Raw genomic sequence first — 16373 nt, forward strand, 5'->3', positions numbered from 1 at the left:
TGTAAGTACAAAGTCTTGACATGGCTCGGCCTCGGTCTTACACCTAGGACACACCGGTCCCCTGCATCCCGCACCCCCGGGAGCCCGCAGCCAGCACGAGGAGCGACGCGTATGACCGAGTCCTTCGACCTGATCACCATGGGTCGCATCGGGGTCGATCTCTACCCTCTGCAGACCGGAGTGCCGCTCGCGCGGGTCGAAACCTTCGGTAAATTCCTCGGTGGCTCGGCGGCCAACGTGGCGGTCGCCGCGGCCCGTCTCGGCCGTTCCACGGCGATCGTCACCCGAACCGGCGATGATCCCTTCGGAGCCTATCTGCACCAGGCTCTCAAGGAGTTCGGGGTCGACGACCGGTGGGTCACCCCTGTCGAGGCGTACCCGACGCCGGTCACGTTCTGTGAGATCTTCCCGCCCGACAACTTCCCGCTGTACTTCTACCGGCAGCCCAAGGCGCCCGACCTGGAGATCCGCACCGACGAGCTGGACTTCTTCGCCGTCCGGGCCGCGAAGATCTTCTGGATCACCGGCACAGGTCTGAGCGAGGAACCCAGCCGTTCCGCCACACTCGCGGCCCTCAAGGCGCGCGACAAGGCCGGCACCACCGTCTTCGACCTCGACTGGCGCCCCATGTTCTGGAAGAACCCGGCCGAGGCCCGCCCGTACTACGCCGAAGCCCTGCGGCATGTCACGGTCGCCGTCGGGAACCTCGAGGAGTGCGAGGTCGCCACCGGCGTCCGCGAGCCGCGCGCCTGCGCCGAGGCACTCCTCGAAGCGGGCGTGGAACTGGCCGTCGTCAAGCAGGGCCCCAAGGGCGTCCTCGCCGTCCACCGCGACGGCACCACCGCGGAAGTGCCGCCCGTGCCGGTCGAGGTGGTCAACGGCCTCGGCGCGGGCGACGCGTTCGGCGGCTCGCTCTGCCACGGGCTGCTGGCCGGCTGGGAGCTGGAGAAGACGATGCGGTACGCCAACGCGGCCGGAGCCCTGGTCGCCTCCCGCCTCGCCTGCTCCTCCGCGATGCCGACCGCCGCCGAGGTCGAGGATCTCGTCGCCTCCCGCGGCTGACGCCGCCACCCCCTGAACGGAGCCAAACCCTTGAGCATCACCATCCCCGACCTCGTCAGGGTGCGCGCCCGGCACCCGGAGGCGGTGGCCGAAGCGGCCGCCCGCCGGACCCGGCGTCCCCTCGTCGGCGACAGCGGCCGCCTCATGATCGTGGCGGCCGACCATCCGGCACGCGGCGCGCTCGGAGTCGGCGATCGCAGGCTGGCGATGGCCAACCGCGCCGACCTGCTGGAGCGCCTGTGCATCGCGCTGTCGCGGCCGGGCGTGGACGGGGTGCTCGCCACCGCCGACATCCTGGACGACCTGCTCCTGCTCGGCGCGCTGGAGAACAAGGTCGTCATGGGCTCCATGAACCGCGGCGGCCTGGCCGGTGCCGTCTTCGAGATGGACGACCGGTTCACCGGGCACCGCGCCGAGGACATGGCCCGGCTGAACTTCGACGCGGGCAAGCTGCTGCTGCGCATCGACTACGACGACCCCGGCTCGCTGACCACCCTGGAGTCGACCGCCCGCGCGATCGACGACATGGCCGCGCACCGGCTTCCCGTGTTCGTCGAGCCGTTCATCTCCCGCCGCGTCGAGGGAACGGTCCGCAACGACCTCACCGCCGAGGCCGTCACCCGCTCCATCGCCATCGCCTCCGGGCTCGGCGGCACCTCCGCGTACACCTGGCTGAAACTGCCCGTCACCAGCGACCCGGACGACATGGCCGCCGTACTGGAGACCTCGACCCTGCCCGCCGTCCTGCTCGGCGGCGAGGTCGGCAGGGACCAGGAGGGCGCGTACGAGAGATGGCGCAAGGCCCTGCGACTGCCCACCGTCCAGGGCCTGGTCGTCGGCCGGTCCCTGCTCTATCCCGCCGAGGGCAGTGTGGAGACCGCGGTGGACACCGCGGTCGGCCTGCTCTGACCGGAAGGACCCACTTTTCATGACCAGCGCACACCACCTGCCCGCGGGCAAGGCCGCGAGCGGCCCGTACGCCGTGGACGTCACCCCGGAGAGCGCCGGCTGGGACCACTCCAGCCTCCGCGTCCTCGAACTGGCGCCCGGCGGCACGCACTTGTTCACCGCCGGGGACAGCGAGTGGATCGTGACCTCGCTCGGCGGCGGCTGCACCGTCACGGTCGGCGACGACTTCGGCCGCGACGAGTTCGAACTGCGCGGCCGCGCGAGCGTGTTCAGCGGCGTCAGCGACTTCGTCTACGTTCCGCGCGACGCGACCGCGACGCTCACCTCGGCCGACGGCGGGCGCTTCGCGCTCACCGGGGCCCGCTGTTCCCGGCGCCTGCCGGCCCGCCACGGGCCCGCCGAGTCCGTCCCGGTCGAGCTGCGCGGCACCGGCAACTGCTCGCGCAGGGTCCACAACTTCGGCGCGGCCGGGGTCTTCGAGTGCGACAAGCTCATCGCGGTCGAGGTGATCACCCCGGGCGGCAACTGGTCCTCGTACCCGCCGCACAAGCACGACGAGAACCGGCCCGGCGAGGAGTCGGAGCTGGAGGAGATCTACTACTTCGAGATCGCCGACCACGAGGGCACGCCCGGCCTCGGCTACCAGCGGGTCTCGCCGTCCGGCCACGGAAGCGGCACCGACGTGCTCGCCGAGGTGCGCGGCGGCGACGTCGTCCTGATCCCGGACGGCTGGCACGGCCCCTCCATCGCCGCGCCCGGACACGACATGTACTACCTCAACGTCATGGCGGGTCCCGGCGCCGACCGGGCCTGGCTGATCTGCGACCACCCCGACCACGCCTGGATCCGCGACACCTGGCCGAGCCAGCCCGTCGACCCCCGGCTGACCCGACCCACCGCCCCCCAGTGAGGAACCGATGAGCCGCTCCACCCTTCGCCTGACCGTCGCCCAGGCTCTGGTGCGTTTCCTGGCCGCGCAGTACACCGAACGCGACGGCGTACGGCACCGGCTGATCGCCGGTACCTGGGGGATCTTCGGCCATGGCAACGTTGCCGGGATCGGCCAGGCGCTCCTGGAGGCCGGCGAGGACACCATGCCGTTCCACCAGGGCCGCAACGAACAGGCCATGGTGCACGCCGCCGTCGGCCACGCCCGCCAGCTGAACCGGCTCTCCGCGCAGGCGGTCACGACCTCCATCGGACCCGGCGCGACCAACCTGGTCACCGGCGCCGCCCTGGCCACGGTCAACCGCCTCCCGGTGCTGCTCCTGCCCGGCGACTACTTCGCGACGCGCGCCGCCGACCCGCTGCTCCAGCAGCTGGAGCACCCCGTCGAGGCGGACCTGTCGGTCAACGACACGCTGCGTCCGGTCTCCCGGTACTTCGACCGGATCACCCGCCCCGAGGCGCTGATCCCCTCCGCCCTGAACGCGATGCGCGTGCTCGCAGACCCGGTCGAGACCGGCGCCGTCACCCTCGCCCTGCCGCAGGACGTACAGGCCGAGGCGTACGACTGGCCCGAGGAGTTCTTCGCCGACCGGATCTGGCACGTACGCCGCCCGGCGCCCGAACCGGCCGAACTCGCGGCCGCGGTGGAAGCCGTACGCGGCGCCCGGCGCCCCCTGATCGTCGCGGGCGGCGGCATCCACCACAGCGAGGCCGAGCCGGCCCTCAAGGCGTTCGTGGAGGCCACCGGCATCCCGGTCGCGTCCACCCAGGCCGGCAAGGGCTCCCTGCGGTACGACCACCCGGCGGACCTCGGGGGCGTCGGCCACACCGGCACCGCCGTCGCCGACGAACTGGCCCGAACCGCGGACCTGGTCATCGGCGTAGGAACCCGCTACACCGACTTCACCACCGCCTCCGCCACGCTCTTCCAGGAGCCGGGCGTGCGGTTCGTGAACCTCAACGTGGCCGCCTTCGACGCGCACAAGCTGAGCGCCCGGACCCTGGTCGCCGACGCCCGCGCCGGTCTGGAGGCCCTCACCGGGGCGCTGTCCGGCCACCGCGTGGACGAGGCGTACGAGGCCGAGTACCGCGCGGGCAAGGAGCGCTGGGAGGTGGTCGTGGACGCCGTCTACCGGGCGGACGACGAACACGCGGTGCCCACCCAGACCCAGGTGCTGGGCGCCCTGGACGCCGTGGTCGGAGACGACGACGTCGTCATCAACGCGGCCGGCTCGCTCCCCGGCGACCTGCACAAGCTGTGGCGTGCGCGCAGCCCGCGCCAGTACCACCTGGAGTACGGCTACTCCTGCATGGGCTACGAGATCCCGGCGGGCATCGGCGTCCAGCAGGCCGCCCCCGGCACCGCCGTCTGGTCACTGGTGGGCGACGGCACGTACCTGATGATGCCCACGGAGATCGTCACCGCCGTCCAGGAGGGCCTGCCCGTCAACCTGGTGCTGATCCAGAACCACGGGTACGCGTCCATCGGCGGGCTCTCCGAGGAGACGGGCGGCGAGCGCTTCGGCACCGCCTACCGCTACCGGGCTGCCGACGGCACCTTCACAGGCGCTCCGCTGCCCGTGGACCTGGCCGCCAACGCCGCCAGCCTCGGCATGGACGTCCTGCGCGCCAAGACCGTCGGCGAACTGCGCGACGCCCTGGCCACGGCCCGCGCCTCGGACCGGCCGACGTGCGTGTACGTCGAGACCGACCCGACGCCCACCGCTCCCGCCGCCGAGGCCTGGTGGGACGTGCCGGTCGCCGAGGTCGCCTCCCGCGACGCCGCCTCCCGCGCCCGCGAGCGGTACGACGAGCGCGTCGTCGACCGTCGCCGCCATCTCTGACTTCCCTCAGCTCACGAAAAGGATCCACACCATGAAGAACATGAACCACTGGATCGGGGGGAAGCCCGTCGAGGGTGCCTCCGGCCGCTTCGGCCCCGTCTACAACCCCGCCACGGGCGCCCAGGAGAAGCAGGTGCCGTTCGCTTCCGTGGACGAGGTGGACGCCGCCGTCGCCTCCGCGAAGGCCGCCTTCGAGAGCTGGGGGACCGCCTCGCTGGCCAAGCGCACGACCGTCCTCTTCAAGTACCGCGAGCTGCTCGACGCGCACCGCGACGAGATCGCCGAGCTGATCACCGCCGAGCACGGCAAGGTGCACTCGGACGCGCTCGGCGAGGTCGCCCGGGGCATGGAGATCGTCGAACTCGCCTGTTCCGTACCGCAGTTGGTGAAGGGCGAGCTGTCCACGCAGGTCTCCACCCGGGTCGACGTGGCCGCGATCCGCCAGCCGCTCGGTGTCGTCGCGGGCATCACGCCGTTCAACTTCCCGGCCATGGTGCCGATGTGGATGTTCCCGCTGGCCATCGCGTGCGGCAACACCTTCGTGCTGAAGCCGAGCGAGAAGGATCCTTCCGCCTCCTACCGGCTGGCCGAACTCGCCTCCGAGGCGGGCCTCCCCGACGGCGTGCTCAACGTCGTGCAGGGCGACAAGGTCGCCGTGGACCGGCTCTTGGAGCACCCCGACATCACGGCCGTCTCCTTCGTCGGCTCCACGCCCATCGCCAAGTACATCCAGCTCAAGGGCATCGAGCACGGCAAGCGCGTACAGGCCCTCGGTGGCGCCAAGAACCACATGCTGGTTCTCCCGGACGCCGACCTGGACTTCGCCGCCGACCAGGCCATCAACGCCGCGTACGGCTCGGCCGGCGAGCGCTGCATGGCCGTGTCCGTCGTCGTCGCGGTCGGCGACACCGGCGACGAGCTGGTCGACAAGATCGCCGAACGTGCCAAGGGCCTGAAGATCGGCCCCGGCAGCGACGCGGCCAGCGAGATGGGTCCGCTCATCACCCGCGAGCACCGCGACAAGGTCGCCTCGTACGTGACCGGCGCGGCCGCCCAGGGCGCCGAGGTCGTCGTGGACGGCACCGGCTTCACCGTCCCGGGCCACGAGGACGGCTTCTTCATCGGCGTCTCGCTCCTCGACAGGGTGCCGGTCACCGCGGACGCGTACAAGGACGAGATCTTCGGTCCGGTGCTCTGCGTGGTGCGCGCCGAGACGTACGACGAGGCCATCGCGCTGATCAACAGCTCCCGCTGGGGCAACGGCACCGCGATCTTCACCCGGGACGGCGGCGCGGCCCGCCGCTTCCAGCTGGAGGTCCAGGCCGGCATGGTCGGCGTCAACGTGCCGATCCCCGTCCCCGTCGGCTACCACTCGTTCGGCGGCTGGAAGGACTCCCTGTTCGGGGACCACCACATCTACGGCAACGACGGCATCGCCTTCTACACCCAGGGCAAGGTCATCACCACCCGCTGGCCCGATCCGGCCGACGGCGGCGGTATCAACCTCGGCTTCCCCAGCAACTCCTGACGGAAGCCACACCCGAAGGAGGCCGTGCCCGACCCGGGTACGGCCTCACCGAAGCCGTCCGGGGTACCGGCACGACCAGACCGAGAGCCACGTACCGACGGACATGTGAAGGGAGGGGCTCCGTGGCAGAGACCGAAACCGCACGTCCGGGGAACGTCGCAGCGTTCGACAGCCTGGAGGTCGCCCTGGACCGGGGCAGCCCGATCCCGCTCTACTACCAGCTCGCCCAGCAACTGGAGTCCGCGATCGAGCACGGGGCGCTCGCCCCGGGCAACCTGCTGGGCAACGAGGTGGACATCGCAGCCCGGCTCGGCCTGTCCCGGCCGACCGTCCGCCAGGCCATCCAGTCCCTGGTGGACAAGGGCCTGCTGGTGCGCCGCCGGGGCATCGGCACCCAGGTGGTGCACAGCCAGGTCAGGCGCTCGCTGGAACTGAGCAGCCTCTACGACGACCTGGCGGCCGCCGGGCAGAGCCCCGCCACCCGGGTGCTGCGCAACGAGATCGAGTCGGCCTCGCCGGAGGTCGCCGCGGCCCTCGGCATCCCCGAGGGCCGGGACGTCATCGTGCTCGAAAGGCTGCGCTCCACCCACGGCGAACCCGTGGCCCACCTGTCCAACTACCTGCCCGCCACGCTCCTCGACCTGGACACCGAACGGCTTGAGGAGACCGGCCTCTACCGGATGATGCGGGCCGCCGGAATCACCCTGCACAGCGCCCACCAGACCGTGGGCGCCCGCTGCGCCACCGCCGACGAGGGGACCCTGCTCGACGAGCCGGAGGGGGCCGCGCTGCTCACCATGTGCCGCACGGCCTACGACGACACCGGGCGGGCCGTAGAGTACGGGACCCACGTCTACCGCGCCGCGCGCTACACGTTCGACTTCCAGCTGCTCGTACGCCCCTGAACGGGTGCGGCTGCCGGGGTCGGAAGGCGGCCGCGGCGGTACGTTGGGCCCGTATGGCGCGGGTGCACGGAGCGTGGCGTACGGGACGGACCACTCCCCGGGACGGAGGGGGCCAGAGTGGCGACGAGCGAGGAGAGCGGCGTGGCGCGGCGGCGGTTCGACATGGCGGACGCCGCGGTGGTGCTGCTCGACGCGCGCATGGCGGTGGCCGGCTGGACCGGCGACGCCGAGCGGCTGTTCGGCTATCGCCGGGCCGAGGTCGTCGGCCGGCTCGCGGCCGAGCTGCTGATGCCCGAGGACGCCGCACGCCTGCCCGACCTGACCCGCCGCTGCGGCCGCAACGGCGGCTGGACCGGGCTCCTCGCCGTGCGCCACCGGGACGGGCACCCCGTCGTCACGACGGTGCGGGTCGTCCCGGCCGTGGAGGCCGCGGAGGGCCCGCCGCGCTGGGTGGTCCTGGCCGCCGACTCGACCGGCGCCGCGGGCTGGGACATGAGCCGCACGGTGCTGGAGCGGATGGCCTCGCACTCACCCATCGGCATAGCCATCGTCGACGCGGACCTGCGGTACGTGTGGTCGAACGCGGCCCTGGAGCAGTTCGGCGGCGGACCCGCGCACCGGCGGATCGGAAAACGGCTCGCGGACATCCAGCCGGGCCTGGACGCCCAGGCCCTGGAGGCCGTGATGCGCCAGGTCCTGGAGACCGGCGAGGCCGTCGTCGGCTACGAACACGTCGGTACGGTCCGCTCGGCGCCGCACCGGGACACGGCCCACGCGATGTCGTTCACCCGGCTCGACGACGACCACGGCAACCCCATCGGCGTGTACTACACCGTCGTGGACGTCACCGAGCGCTACCGGGCCCGCGAACGCCTCACCCTCCTGGACCGGGCCGGCAAGCGCCTCGGCCGCACCCTGGACGTCATGCGCACCGCCCAGGAGCTGGCCGACGTGGCGGTGCCGGGACTCGCCGACTTCGTCACCGTGGATCTGCTGGAGACCGTCCTCGAAGGGGGCGAGCCCGTCTCCGGGCCGCTGAGCGGGACGGACGAGGTGCCGCTGCGGCGGGCCGGCCACCAGTCGGTGAACGAGGGCGTCCCCGAGGCCGTGGTCGAGATCGGCGAGGTGGCCGCCTACGTGGCCGGAGCACCCCCGATCCGCGCGCTGACCGGCGGCACGTCCTGGATCGAGGAGCGGCTCGACCCGCTGGCCCCGGAGTGGGCCACGGGCATCGCCGGTGACCGGGCCGCCACCTTCCTCGACCTCGGACTGCACACCGCGATGATCGTGCCGGTGCGGGCCCGCGGCACCATGCTCGGGATCACCACGTTCTTCCGGCGGCACCGGCAGGACCCCTTCGACCAGGACGACCTGGGCCTGGCCGAGGAGTTCGTCGGCCGCGCGGCCCTGTGCCTCGACAACGCCCGCCGCTACACCCGGGAGCGCGACGCGGCCCTCGTACTGCAGCGCCATCTGCTGCCGCACCGGCTCCCCGAGCAGGACGCGATGGAGGTCGCCGCCTGCTACCGGCCGGCCGACGAGCTGACCGGTCTCGGCGGGGACTGGTTCGACGTCATCCCGCTGTCGGGCGCGCGGGTCGCCCTGGTGGTGGGCGATGTCGTCGGCCACGGCATCGAGGCCGCCGCGGCCATGGGCCGGCTGAGAGCCGCCGTACAGACCCTCGCCGATCTGGACCTGCCGCCCGAGGAGGTGCTCGCCCACCTCGACGACCTGGTCGACCGGGCCGGATACGAGGACGACTCCGCGGCGTCCCCGCGCGCCGACGGCGTACGGGCCAAGGGCGCCAGCTGCCTGTACGCGGTGTACGACCCGGTCGGCGGCCGGTGTTCCATGGCCGCCGCGGGCCACGGGCTGCCCGCGATCGTCGCCCCGGACGGCACGGTCGACTTCCCCGAGCTGCCGCCGGGGCCCGCGCTCGGTGTGAGCGGCCCGCCCTTCGAGTCGGTCGAACTGGCGCTCGCGGAGGGCAGTGTGCTCGCCTTGTGCACCGACGGCCTGCTCGCCGCCGAAGGGCCCGCGCCGCAGCGGGACGCCGCCGCCGACCGGGAGCGGCTGCGCCGTGTGCTCGAACGGCGGGCGCCCAGCCTCGACGACCGCTGCCAGGCCGTGGTGGAGGCGCTGGTCCCGGCCCGTCCGCCGGACGACGTGGTGCTGCTGATGGCCCGTGCCCGCCGCCTGGACGCGGAACGGACGGTGTCCTGGGAGCTGTCCAACGACCCGGCGGCCGTCGCCGACGTGCGCAAGCGGACGTCACGGCAGCTGTGCGAGTGGGGTCTGGACGAGCTGACCTTCACCACCGAACTCGTCGTCAGTGAACTGGTCACCAACGCCATCCGGCACGCCTCCGGGCCGATAAGGCTGCGGCTGATCATGTCGCGGGCCCTGGTCTGCGAGGTCTGGGACGCCAGTCCCACCGCCCCGCACCTGCGTCACCCGAAGACGACAGATGAGGGCGGCCGCGGTCTGTTCCTGGTCTCCCAGTTCACCCAGCGCTGGGGCACCCGCTACACCCAGGACGGCAAGATCATCTGGACCGAGCAGTCGCTCACGGGCCCGGAGATCTGAGCGGGCCGGGGGTTTGGGCGGGTCGGCGCGGCGGCGAGGCGCGACTCCCTCTCAAGATGCGACGGCGCGACACGTTTCCGTCGTGCTCGTTGTGCCTAACGGTGTATTAAGTCACTTTTGTCGCATAGTGCGTCCGGAGGTCTACCCCGGACCGGCCGCCCGCGCGCCCCCGCGGTTCACCTCCTCGTGCCCGCACCCAACGAGGAGTGACGCCTCATGTCCGACACCGTGTCCCGGCGGTCCGTCCTGCGCCTGCTGAGCGGCGCGACCGCCGTCGCCCTGGCCGCGACCGCGGGACCCCCGTCCCTCGCGCACGCGGCCGCCGCCCGGCGACAACCGGCCGCGGGCCCCCGCGTCGAGGGACTGCTCACCAAGCTCACCCTGGACGAGAAGCTCTCCCTGCTGCACGGCGCCACCGACCCCAAGGCGCTCGGCCAGGCCGGCTACGTGCCCGGCGTGGAACGGCTCGGCATCCCGCCGCTGCGCCTCGCCGACGGCCCCGCCGGAGTCCGCGTCAAGCAGCACGCCACCGCCCTGCCCGCGCCCGTCCTGCTCGCCGCCGCCTTCGACCCCGGCCTCGCCCGCCGCTACGGCCAGGTCATCGGCCGCGAGGGCCGCGCGCTCGGCCAGGACGTGCTGCTCTCCCCGATGGTCAACCTCATCCGCACCCCGTACGCGGGCCGCAACTTCGAGACGTTCAGCGAGGACCCGCTGCTCTCCGCCGACCTCGTGGCCGAGGAGATCAAGGGCATCCAGGGCGAGGGCCTCATCGCGACCGTCAAGCACTACGCGATGAACAACCAGGAGAAGGACCGCGACTCCATCGACGTACGGGTCGACGAGCAGACCCTCAACGAGGTCGAGCTGCGCGCCTTCGAGGCCGCCGTCGGCGCCGGCGCCCGCGCGGTCATGGGCGCCTACAACAAGGTCAACGGCACCTACGCCTGCGAGAGCAAGGAACTCCTCACCGGCATCCTCCGCGACCGCTGGGGCTTCGAGGGCTGGGTGATGACCGACTGGCACGCGGCCCACAGCACGGTCGCCTCGCTCACCGCGGGCCTCGACATGGAGATGCCGAACGGCAAGTACTTCGGGGCCGCGCTCAAGACGGCCGTCCAGAACGGGAGCGTCTCCGAGGAGTACGTCGACCGGGCGGTACGCCGCATCCTCACCACCATGGACGACTTCGGGATGCTCGACGGCAGCGCCCCGCCCCGCCCGGCACGCAACCCGTCGGCGGGCGCGGCGGTCGCCCTGGAGGTCGCCAAGGCGGGCGCCACCCTCCTGCACAACAGGAACGGCATGCTGCCCCTGACCGGCGAGGCCGCCCGCGGCATCGCGGTCGTCGGCCCCACCGGCTCGCTGCCCTTCGTCAGCGGCGGCGGCAGCGCCCACGTCGTCCCCGACCACGCCGACAGCCCTCTGGACGCCATCAAGTCCCGCGCGGGACAAGGCGCCCAGGTGTCCTACGCGCTCGGCGAGGACCTGTTCGGCAAACCCCTGCCCGAGGACGCGCTCACGCAGGGCATCGACCCGGAGGGCCAGCGGGTCGCCGCCGGGAAGACCTGGACGTACGAGGGAACGCTCACCGTCGAGGACGACGACGAGTGGACCTTCGTCATCCACTACTCCGGAACGCGGCCCAAGGTGCTCCTCGACGGGGTCGACCTCTTCCCGGTCGCCACCGGGCTCGCGGAGCACTTCACGGGCGGTCTGGTGTCGGCCGCGCCCGACGGGCTCGCGGTGCGCCGCAGGACGCTCGATCTCGCCGCCGGGGAGCACCGGATCGAGATCACCGCGAAGGGCGGCGCCCAGGGGCAGACGTTCCGGCTGCGGCACGTCACCGGTGCGACCCGCACCCAGGACGTTGCCGAGGCGGTGAAGGCGGCCCGGGCCGCGGAGAGCGTCGTGCTCTTCGCGTACGAGGACGCCACCGAGAACCAGGACCGCACGACCCTCGCGCTCCCCGGCCACCAGACCGAGCTGATCGAGGCGGTGACGGCGGTGAACCCCCGTACGACCGTCGTCCTCAACACCTCCTCCTCGACGTCGATGCCGTGGCTGGAGCGGACCGCCGCCGTGCTGCAGATGTACTACCCGGGCCAGGAGGGCGCGGCCGCCACCGCCGCCGTCCTGTTCGGCGACTGCGACCCCGGCGGACGGCTCACCCAGACCTTCCCGGTGGACGACGACCACCACCCGGTCGCGGGCGACGTGCGCCGCTACCCGGGCGTGAACGGCGTCGAGGAGTACTCGGAGGGCGTCCACGTCGGCCACCGCTGGTACGACGCCGAGGACGTGCGGCCGCTGTTCCCGTTCGGGCACGGACTCTCGTACACCTCCTTCGCGTACGAGGACCTGGGGGTGGAGCGGACCGGGGACGGTCTTGAGGTGGTGTTCACCGTGCGGAACACGGGACGGCGGGACGGGGTGGACATCCCGCAGGTCTATGTGGGCCCCTCGCCGGACCTCCAGATCGACCGGGCCGAAAGGGTGTTGGGCGGATATCAGCGGCTCGCGCTGAAGGCGGGGGAGTCGCGCCGGGTCACCGTGCGCGTCGACGAGCGCACGCTCTCCTCGTGGAACGCCGAGCGGCACGGCTGGGTGCTCGGGACCGGGCGGCGGACCGTGTGGGTGGGGGCCTCGGCGGGTGAACTGCGGCTCAGCGGGAGGGTGCAGGTGTGAGGCCGACGGGACTCCGTGCGGTCCAAGTGACCGGGTAGGCTGCCCGGCGTGCGCTCGCGGCCGAGCGCACGCCGGGCCAGGCCCGGTCCGCGGTGAATCGGGAGGAACCGGCGTTGCACGTCCAGGAGTGGCTAGAGACCGTGCCTGCGGTCAGCATCTACGCGCTGGTGGGCCTGGTCATCGGCCTGGAGAGCCTGGGCATTCCACTGCCGGGCGAGATCATCCTCGTGTCCGCGGCGCTGCTGGCCTCCCAGCACGGTGACATCAACCCCGTCGTCCTCGGCGCCTGCGCCGTCGCCGGCGCGATCATCGGGGACTCCATCGGCTACGCCATCGGCCGCAAGGGCGGGCGGCCACTGCTGGCCTGGCTGGGCGCGAAGTTCCCCAGGCACTTCAGCGAGGGCCATATCGCCACCGCCGAGAAGTCCTTCGAGAAGTGGGGCATGTGGGCCGTGTTCTTCGGCCGCTTCGTCGCCCTGCTGCGGATCTTCGCGGGCCCGCTCGCGGGTGTGCTGCGCATGCCGTACTGGAAGTTCCTGACCGCCAACGTCCTCGGCGGCATCCTCTGGGCCGGCGGCACCACCGCCGTCATCTACTACGTCGGCATCGTCGCCGAGTCCTGGCTCAAGCGCTTCTCCTGGCTCGGCCTCGTCCTGGCCCTCCTGATCGGCCTCACCTCGATGCTGGTCCTCAAGCGCAAGGCGAAGAAGGTCTCGGCGGAGCGCGAGGCCGAGCGGTCGACGGCAGAGCGGGAGCCGATCCCGGCGACCGACTAGGCGCCCTAAAGGGGCGTAGCCCCTTTAGGGGCGCGGGGAACTGCGCGACCAGCCACGAACGGCCCGCAGCCCCCGACGAACCTCAGCCCCCGTGTGCAGCCCGGTGCTCCCGAGCCAGCGCCACGTACAACGTCCCGTTCAGCGAAACCCCCTCCCGCTCCTCCTCCGTGAGCTCCCGCTTCACCTTGGCGGGCACACCGGCGACAAGCGACCCGGGCGGCACCCGCATCCCCTGCGGGACGAGCGCCTGCGCCGCGACCAGCGATCCCGCCCCGATCACCGCCCCGTTCAGGATCGTCGCCCCCATCCCCACCAGACAGTCGTCCTCGACCGTCGCACCATGCACCACGGCGTTGTGCCCGATGGACACCCGCTCCCCGACGGTGACGGGGAACCCGGGGTCGACATGGAGCGTGCAGTTGTCCTGCACGTTGCTGTCCGCGCCGATGACAATGGGCCCGCACTCGGCCCGCAGCACCGCCCCGTACCAGACGCTCGCGCCCGGATGCAGAGTCACCTCGCCGAGCACCACGGACATCGGGGCGACGAACGCCTCCTGATCCACCTTCGGATCCTTGCCGCCCACGCCCGCGATCAGCGCCTCGTGCGTCATCGCCGCCTCCTCGTTCTCGTTGGTACCGGCACCGTAAGGGATACGGCCATGCCACGGTGGGGCGAAGATCACAGGCGCCCGAGCTCTTGGCCGGACGTCACGCTGAGTACGGTGAGCGGGTGCCCAAGCGCAAGAACACGTTCTCATCCCGGCGGCGCCGACTCGTCCAGCGCGCCGTCCACGCGGGCTGGTCCTGGGTGCAACGAACGGGCGCTGTGACCGCCGAGCGGCCCGGGCGACTGCACTTCGGAGCGATGGGAACAGGTACCAGGCTCGCCTTCCCGCAGGGCACCGTCTTCGGTGAGCCGTGGATCCATCTCGGCGACCACTGCATCATCGCCGAACAGGTCACTCTGACCGCCGGGCTGATGCCCGACCTCGACCTCGGCCCGGACCCCATCCTCCGCATCGGGGACGGCGTCGTGCTCGGCCGCGGCAGCCACGTCATCGCCGACACGACGGTCACGATCGGCAGCGACTGCTACTTCGGGCCGTACGTGTACGTCACGTCCACCAACCACTCCTACGACGACCCGCACGAGCCCATCGGCAAGCAGTGGCCGCGGATGGAGCCCGTGGAGATCGGTCCGGGCTGCTGGATCGGCACGGGCGCGGTGATCCTGCCGGGGGCGCGGATCGGGCGGAACGTCGTGGTGGCGGCGGGCGCGGTCGTGCGCGGAGTCGTGCCCGACCACGCGGTGGTGGCCGGGGCGCCGGCCCGGGTCGTACGCCGATGGACCACCAGTGACGGCTGGCAGCCGCCACTGCGCACGCCCGCGCCGGTGCCGATTCCCGACGGGGTCACACCGGAGCAGCTGCTCGCGCTGGCGGAGCTGGACGCGGAGAGCATCGCCGGGTTGCGGGCGGTCGAGGACGCCCACGAGGACGTACGAGCCGAGTCCTGACCGGCCGTGGACCCTTCGGGACCGAGGCCCGGTGGCGGCTCAGCCCGTGGCGAGCAGCACCGTGCCCACGAGCGCCAGGCCCGCGCCCGCCGCCTGGATCCGGCGCAGCCGCTCGCTGAGGAAGCCGCGCGCGGCGAGGGCCGTGACCACCGGGCAGAGCGAGGCGAGGACGGCGGCCACGGTGACCGGGCCGCGCTGGGCGGCCAGTGAGTACGTGCCGTTGGCGGCCACGTCCGCGAGGCCGACGAACGCCAGGGCCGGGAGGGACTCCCACGCGATCTTCGGGGGAGCCACGCTGCCGCGCCGGACGGCGGCGTACAGGGCCGTGCCGCCCGTGACGACGTTCGTGACGCGCTGTACGAACAGGGCGAGGAAGAGGCCGGTGAGGGTGGACGACGCCTCGGCGATCAGGGCCATCACCGCACCGAAGCCGAACGCCGCGACCAGGGTGAGCAGCACGGCCTGCCGCTGCACGGGGGCGCCCCTGAAGTGCGGTCCGCCCGCGAGGACGACCCCCACGACGGCGACCGCGATTCCCGCGAACTGCACCAGGCCCGGGCGCTCACCGAGGACGAGGCCCACCGCCACGGGGACGGCGATGCTGAGCGAGGCGAGCGGCGAGACGACGCCCATCGGGCCGAGGGCGAGCGCCTTGTAGAAGGCCAGCATCCCGACAGGCCCGACGAGTCCCGCCGCCACCGCGAACCACAACTGCGGACCCGCCTCGCTCCAGGCGCCGGTCGCAAGGACGATCGCGCCGAGCACGACGGTGGCGATCGACTGCGAGACGACCACGACCGTCAGCGCGGGGATGCGTCGTGCCAGCAGCCCTCCGCCGAAGTCGGCCAGCCCCCACAGGAGGCTTGTGGCCAGGGCGAAGAGTGCTGTCATCGGATGCCTCGCAGTACAGTTCGATGAACGATTCGGTGCACCACACCGTAGTTCAGTTCATTGAACTCTGTCATCCAGAATATTGAACGAACCTCATGGGAGCCGAGCCTCATGGGAACCACGAGAACATTGGACGGAAAGTGTCGGACCTCGACCTCCTGACCCAGTCCCTGGCGCGCAACGTCAAGCGCTGGCGCACCGAGCGCGGCTTCACCCTGGACACGCTCGCCGCCCGTGCCGGGGTCAGCCGCGGCATGCTCATCCAGATCGAGCAGGCCCGGACCAACCCGAGCCTGGGCACCGTCGTCAAGATCGGTGACGCGCTCGGCATCAGCATCACCACGCTGCTCGACTACGAGCAGGGCCCGAAGGTCCGCATCGTCCCGGCCGACCAGGCCGTGCGGCTCTGGCACACCGACGCGGGCAGCTACAACCGGCTCCTCGCGGGCACCGAGGCGCCCGGCCCGCTGGAGATGTGGGACTGGCTGCTGATGCCGGGCGAGGGCAGCCCCTCCGACCCGCACCCCGCGGGCACGGTCGAACTCCTCCACGTCACGAAGGGCGAACTGACGCTCACCGTCGACGGCGCGGAGTACCGCGTTCCCGCGGGCGCGAGCGTCTCCTTCGAGGCCAACACCCCCCACACGTACGCCAATTCGGGCGACGACCCGCTGGAGATGGTCATGGCCGTGTCGGTCCCGGGCGTGCACTGAGACCCTCG

Annotated in this window: 13 protein-coding genes; 11 read left to right on the forward strand and 2 right to left on the reverse strand. The window is 72.1% G+C overall.

Annotation, left to right across the window (positions count from 1 at the left end):
- The first annotated feature begins 111 nt into the window (after positions 1–111).
- From iolC to OG718_RS43960, 9 genes are all read left to right on the forward strand, one after another.
- Positions 112–1062, forward strand: coding sequence for a 5-dehydro-2-deoxygluconokinase (gene iolC, locus OG718_RS43920; RefSeq protein WP_143644190.1), 951 nt, complete (start codon positions 112–114; stop codon positions 1060–1062).
- Positions 1063–1092: 30 nt separating this feature from the next.
- Positions 1093–1971, forward strand: a complete 879-nt coding sequence (locus OG718_RS43925) for a Cgl0159 family (beta/alpha)8-fold protein (protein ID WP_055610801.1) — start codon at positions 1093–1095, stop codon at positions 1969–1971.
- A gap of 19 nt (positions 1972–1990) precedes the next feature.
- Positions 1991–2881: a 5-deoxy-glucuronate isomerase gene (iolB, locus tag OG718_RS43930; RefSeq protein ID WP_143644191.1), complete on the forward strand. Its 891-nt coding sequence runs from the start codon at positions 1991–1993 to the stop codon at positions 2879–2881.
- Positions 2882–2888: 7 nt separating this feature from the next.
- Positions 2889–4763: a 3D-(3,5/4)-trihydroxycyclohexane-1,2-dione acylhydrolase (decyclizing) gene (gene iolD, locus OG718_RS43935; RefSeq protein WP_143644192.1), complete on the forward strand. Its 1875-nt coding sequence runs from the start codon at positions 2889–2891 to the stop codon at positions 4761–4763.
- Positions 4764–4794: 31 nt separating this feature from the next.
- Positions 4795–6291, forward strand: coding sequence for a CoA-acylating methylmalonate-semialdehyde dehydrogenase (locus OG718_RS43940; RefSeq protein WP_143644193.1), 1497 nt, complete (start codon positions 4795–4797; stop codon positions 6289–6291).
- A gap of 122 nt (positions 6292–6413) precedes the next feature.
- Positions 6414–7196 carry a GntR family transcriptional regulator gene (locus OG718_RS43945; RefSeq protein ID WP_143644194.1) on the forward strand — a complete coding sequence of 261 codons (783 nt, stop codon included), beginning with the start codon at positions 6414–6416 and terminating at the stop codon, positions 7194–7196.
- Between the two features lie 117 nt (positions 7197–7313).
- Complete coding sequence (locus tag OG718_RS43950) at positions 7314–9782, forward strand: SpoIIE family protein phosphatase (protein WP_328846777.1); 2469 nt, start codon at positions 7314–7316, stop codon at positions 9780–9782.
- A 216-nt stretch (positions 9783–9998) separates the two neighbouring features.
- Entirely contained in the window at positions 9999–12467 is a 2469-nt protein-coding gene (locus OG718_RS43955; protein WP_328846778.1) for a beta-glucosidase family protein, read from the forward strand.
- A 113-nt stretch (positions 12468–12580) separates the two neighbouring features.
- On the forward strand, positions 12581–13243 hold the full coding sequence (locus OG718_RS43960; protein ID WP_143644197.1) for a DedA family protein: 663 nt from the start codon (positions 12581–12583) through the stop codon (positions 13241–13243).
- A gap of 82 nt (positions 13244–13325) precedes the next feature.
- On the opposite strand, the gene OG718_RS43965 is transcribed toward OG718_RS43960, so the two are convergent.
- Positions 13326–13856 carry a gamma carbonic anhydrase family protein gene (locus OG718_RS43965; RefSeq protein ID WP_143644198.1) on the reverse strand — a complete coding sequence of 177 codons (531 nt, stop codon included), beginning with the start codon at positions 13854–13856 and terminating at the stop codon, positions 13326–13328.
- A gap of 119 nt (positions 13857–13975) precedes the next feature.
- Here OG718_RS43965 and OG718_RS43970 point away from each other — a divergent pair, with 119 nt between their 5' ends.
- Positions 13976–14761: an acyltransferase gene (locus OG718_RS43970; RefSeq protein ID WP_143644199.1), complete on the forward strand. Its 786-nt coding sequence runs from the start codon at positions 13976–13978 to the stop codon at positions 14759–14761.
- 39 nt (positions 14762–14800) lie between these two features.
- Here OG718_RS43970 and OG718_RS43975 read toward each other — a convergent pair whose 3' ends face one another.
- Positions 14801–15652, reverse strand: a complete 852-nt coding sequence (locus OG718_RS43975; protein ID WP_143644200.1) for an EamA family transporter — start codon at positions 15650–15652, stop codon at positions 14801–14803.
- Positions 15653–15792: 140 nt separating this feature from the next.
- On the opposite strand from OG718_RS43975, the gene OG718_RS43980 reads away from it, so the two are divergent.
- Entirely contained in the window at positions 15793–16365 is a 573-nt protein-coding gene (locus tag OG718_RS43980) for a helix-turn-helix domain-containing protein (RefSeq protein WP_328846779.1), read from the forward strand.
- Positions 16366–16373: the final 8 nt, after the last annotated feature.

Origin of the sequence: Streptomyces sp. NBC_00258, from assembly GCF_036182465.1 — a bacterium.
Taxonomy (GTDB): Bacteria; Actinomycetota; Actinomycetes; order Streptomycetales; family Streptomycetaceae; genus Streptomyces.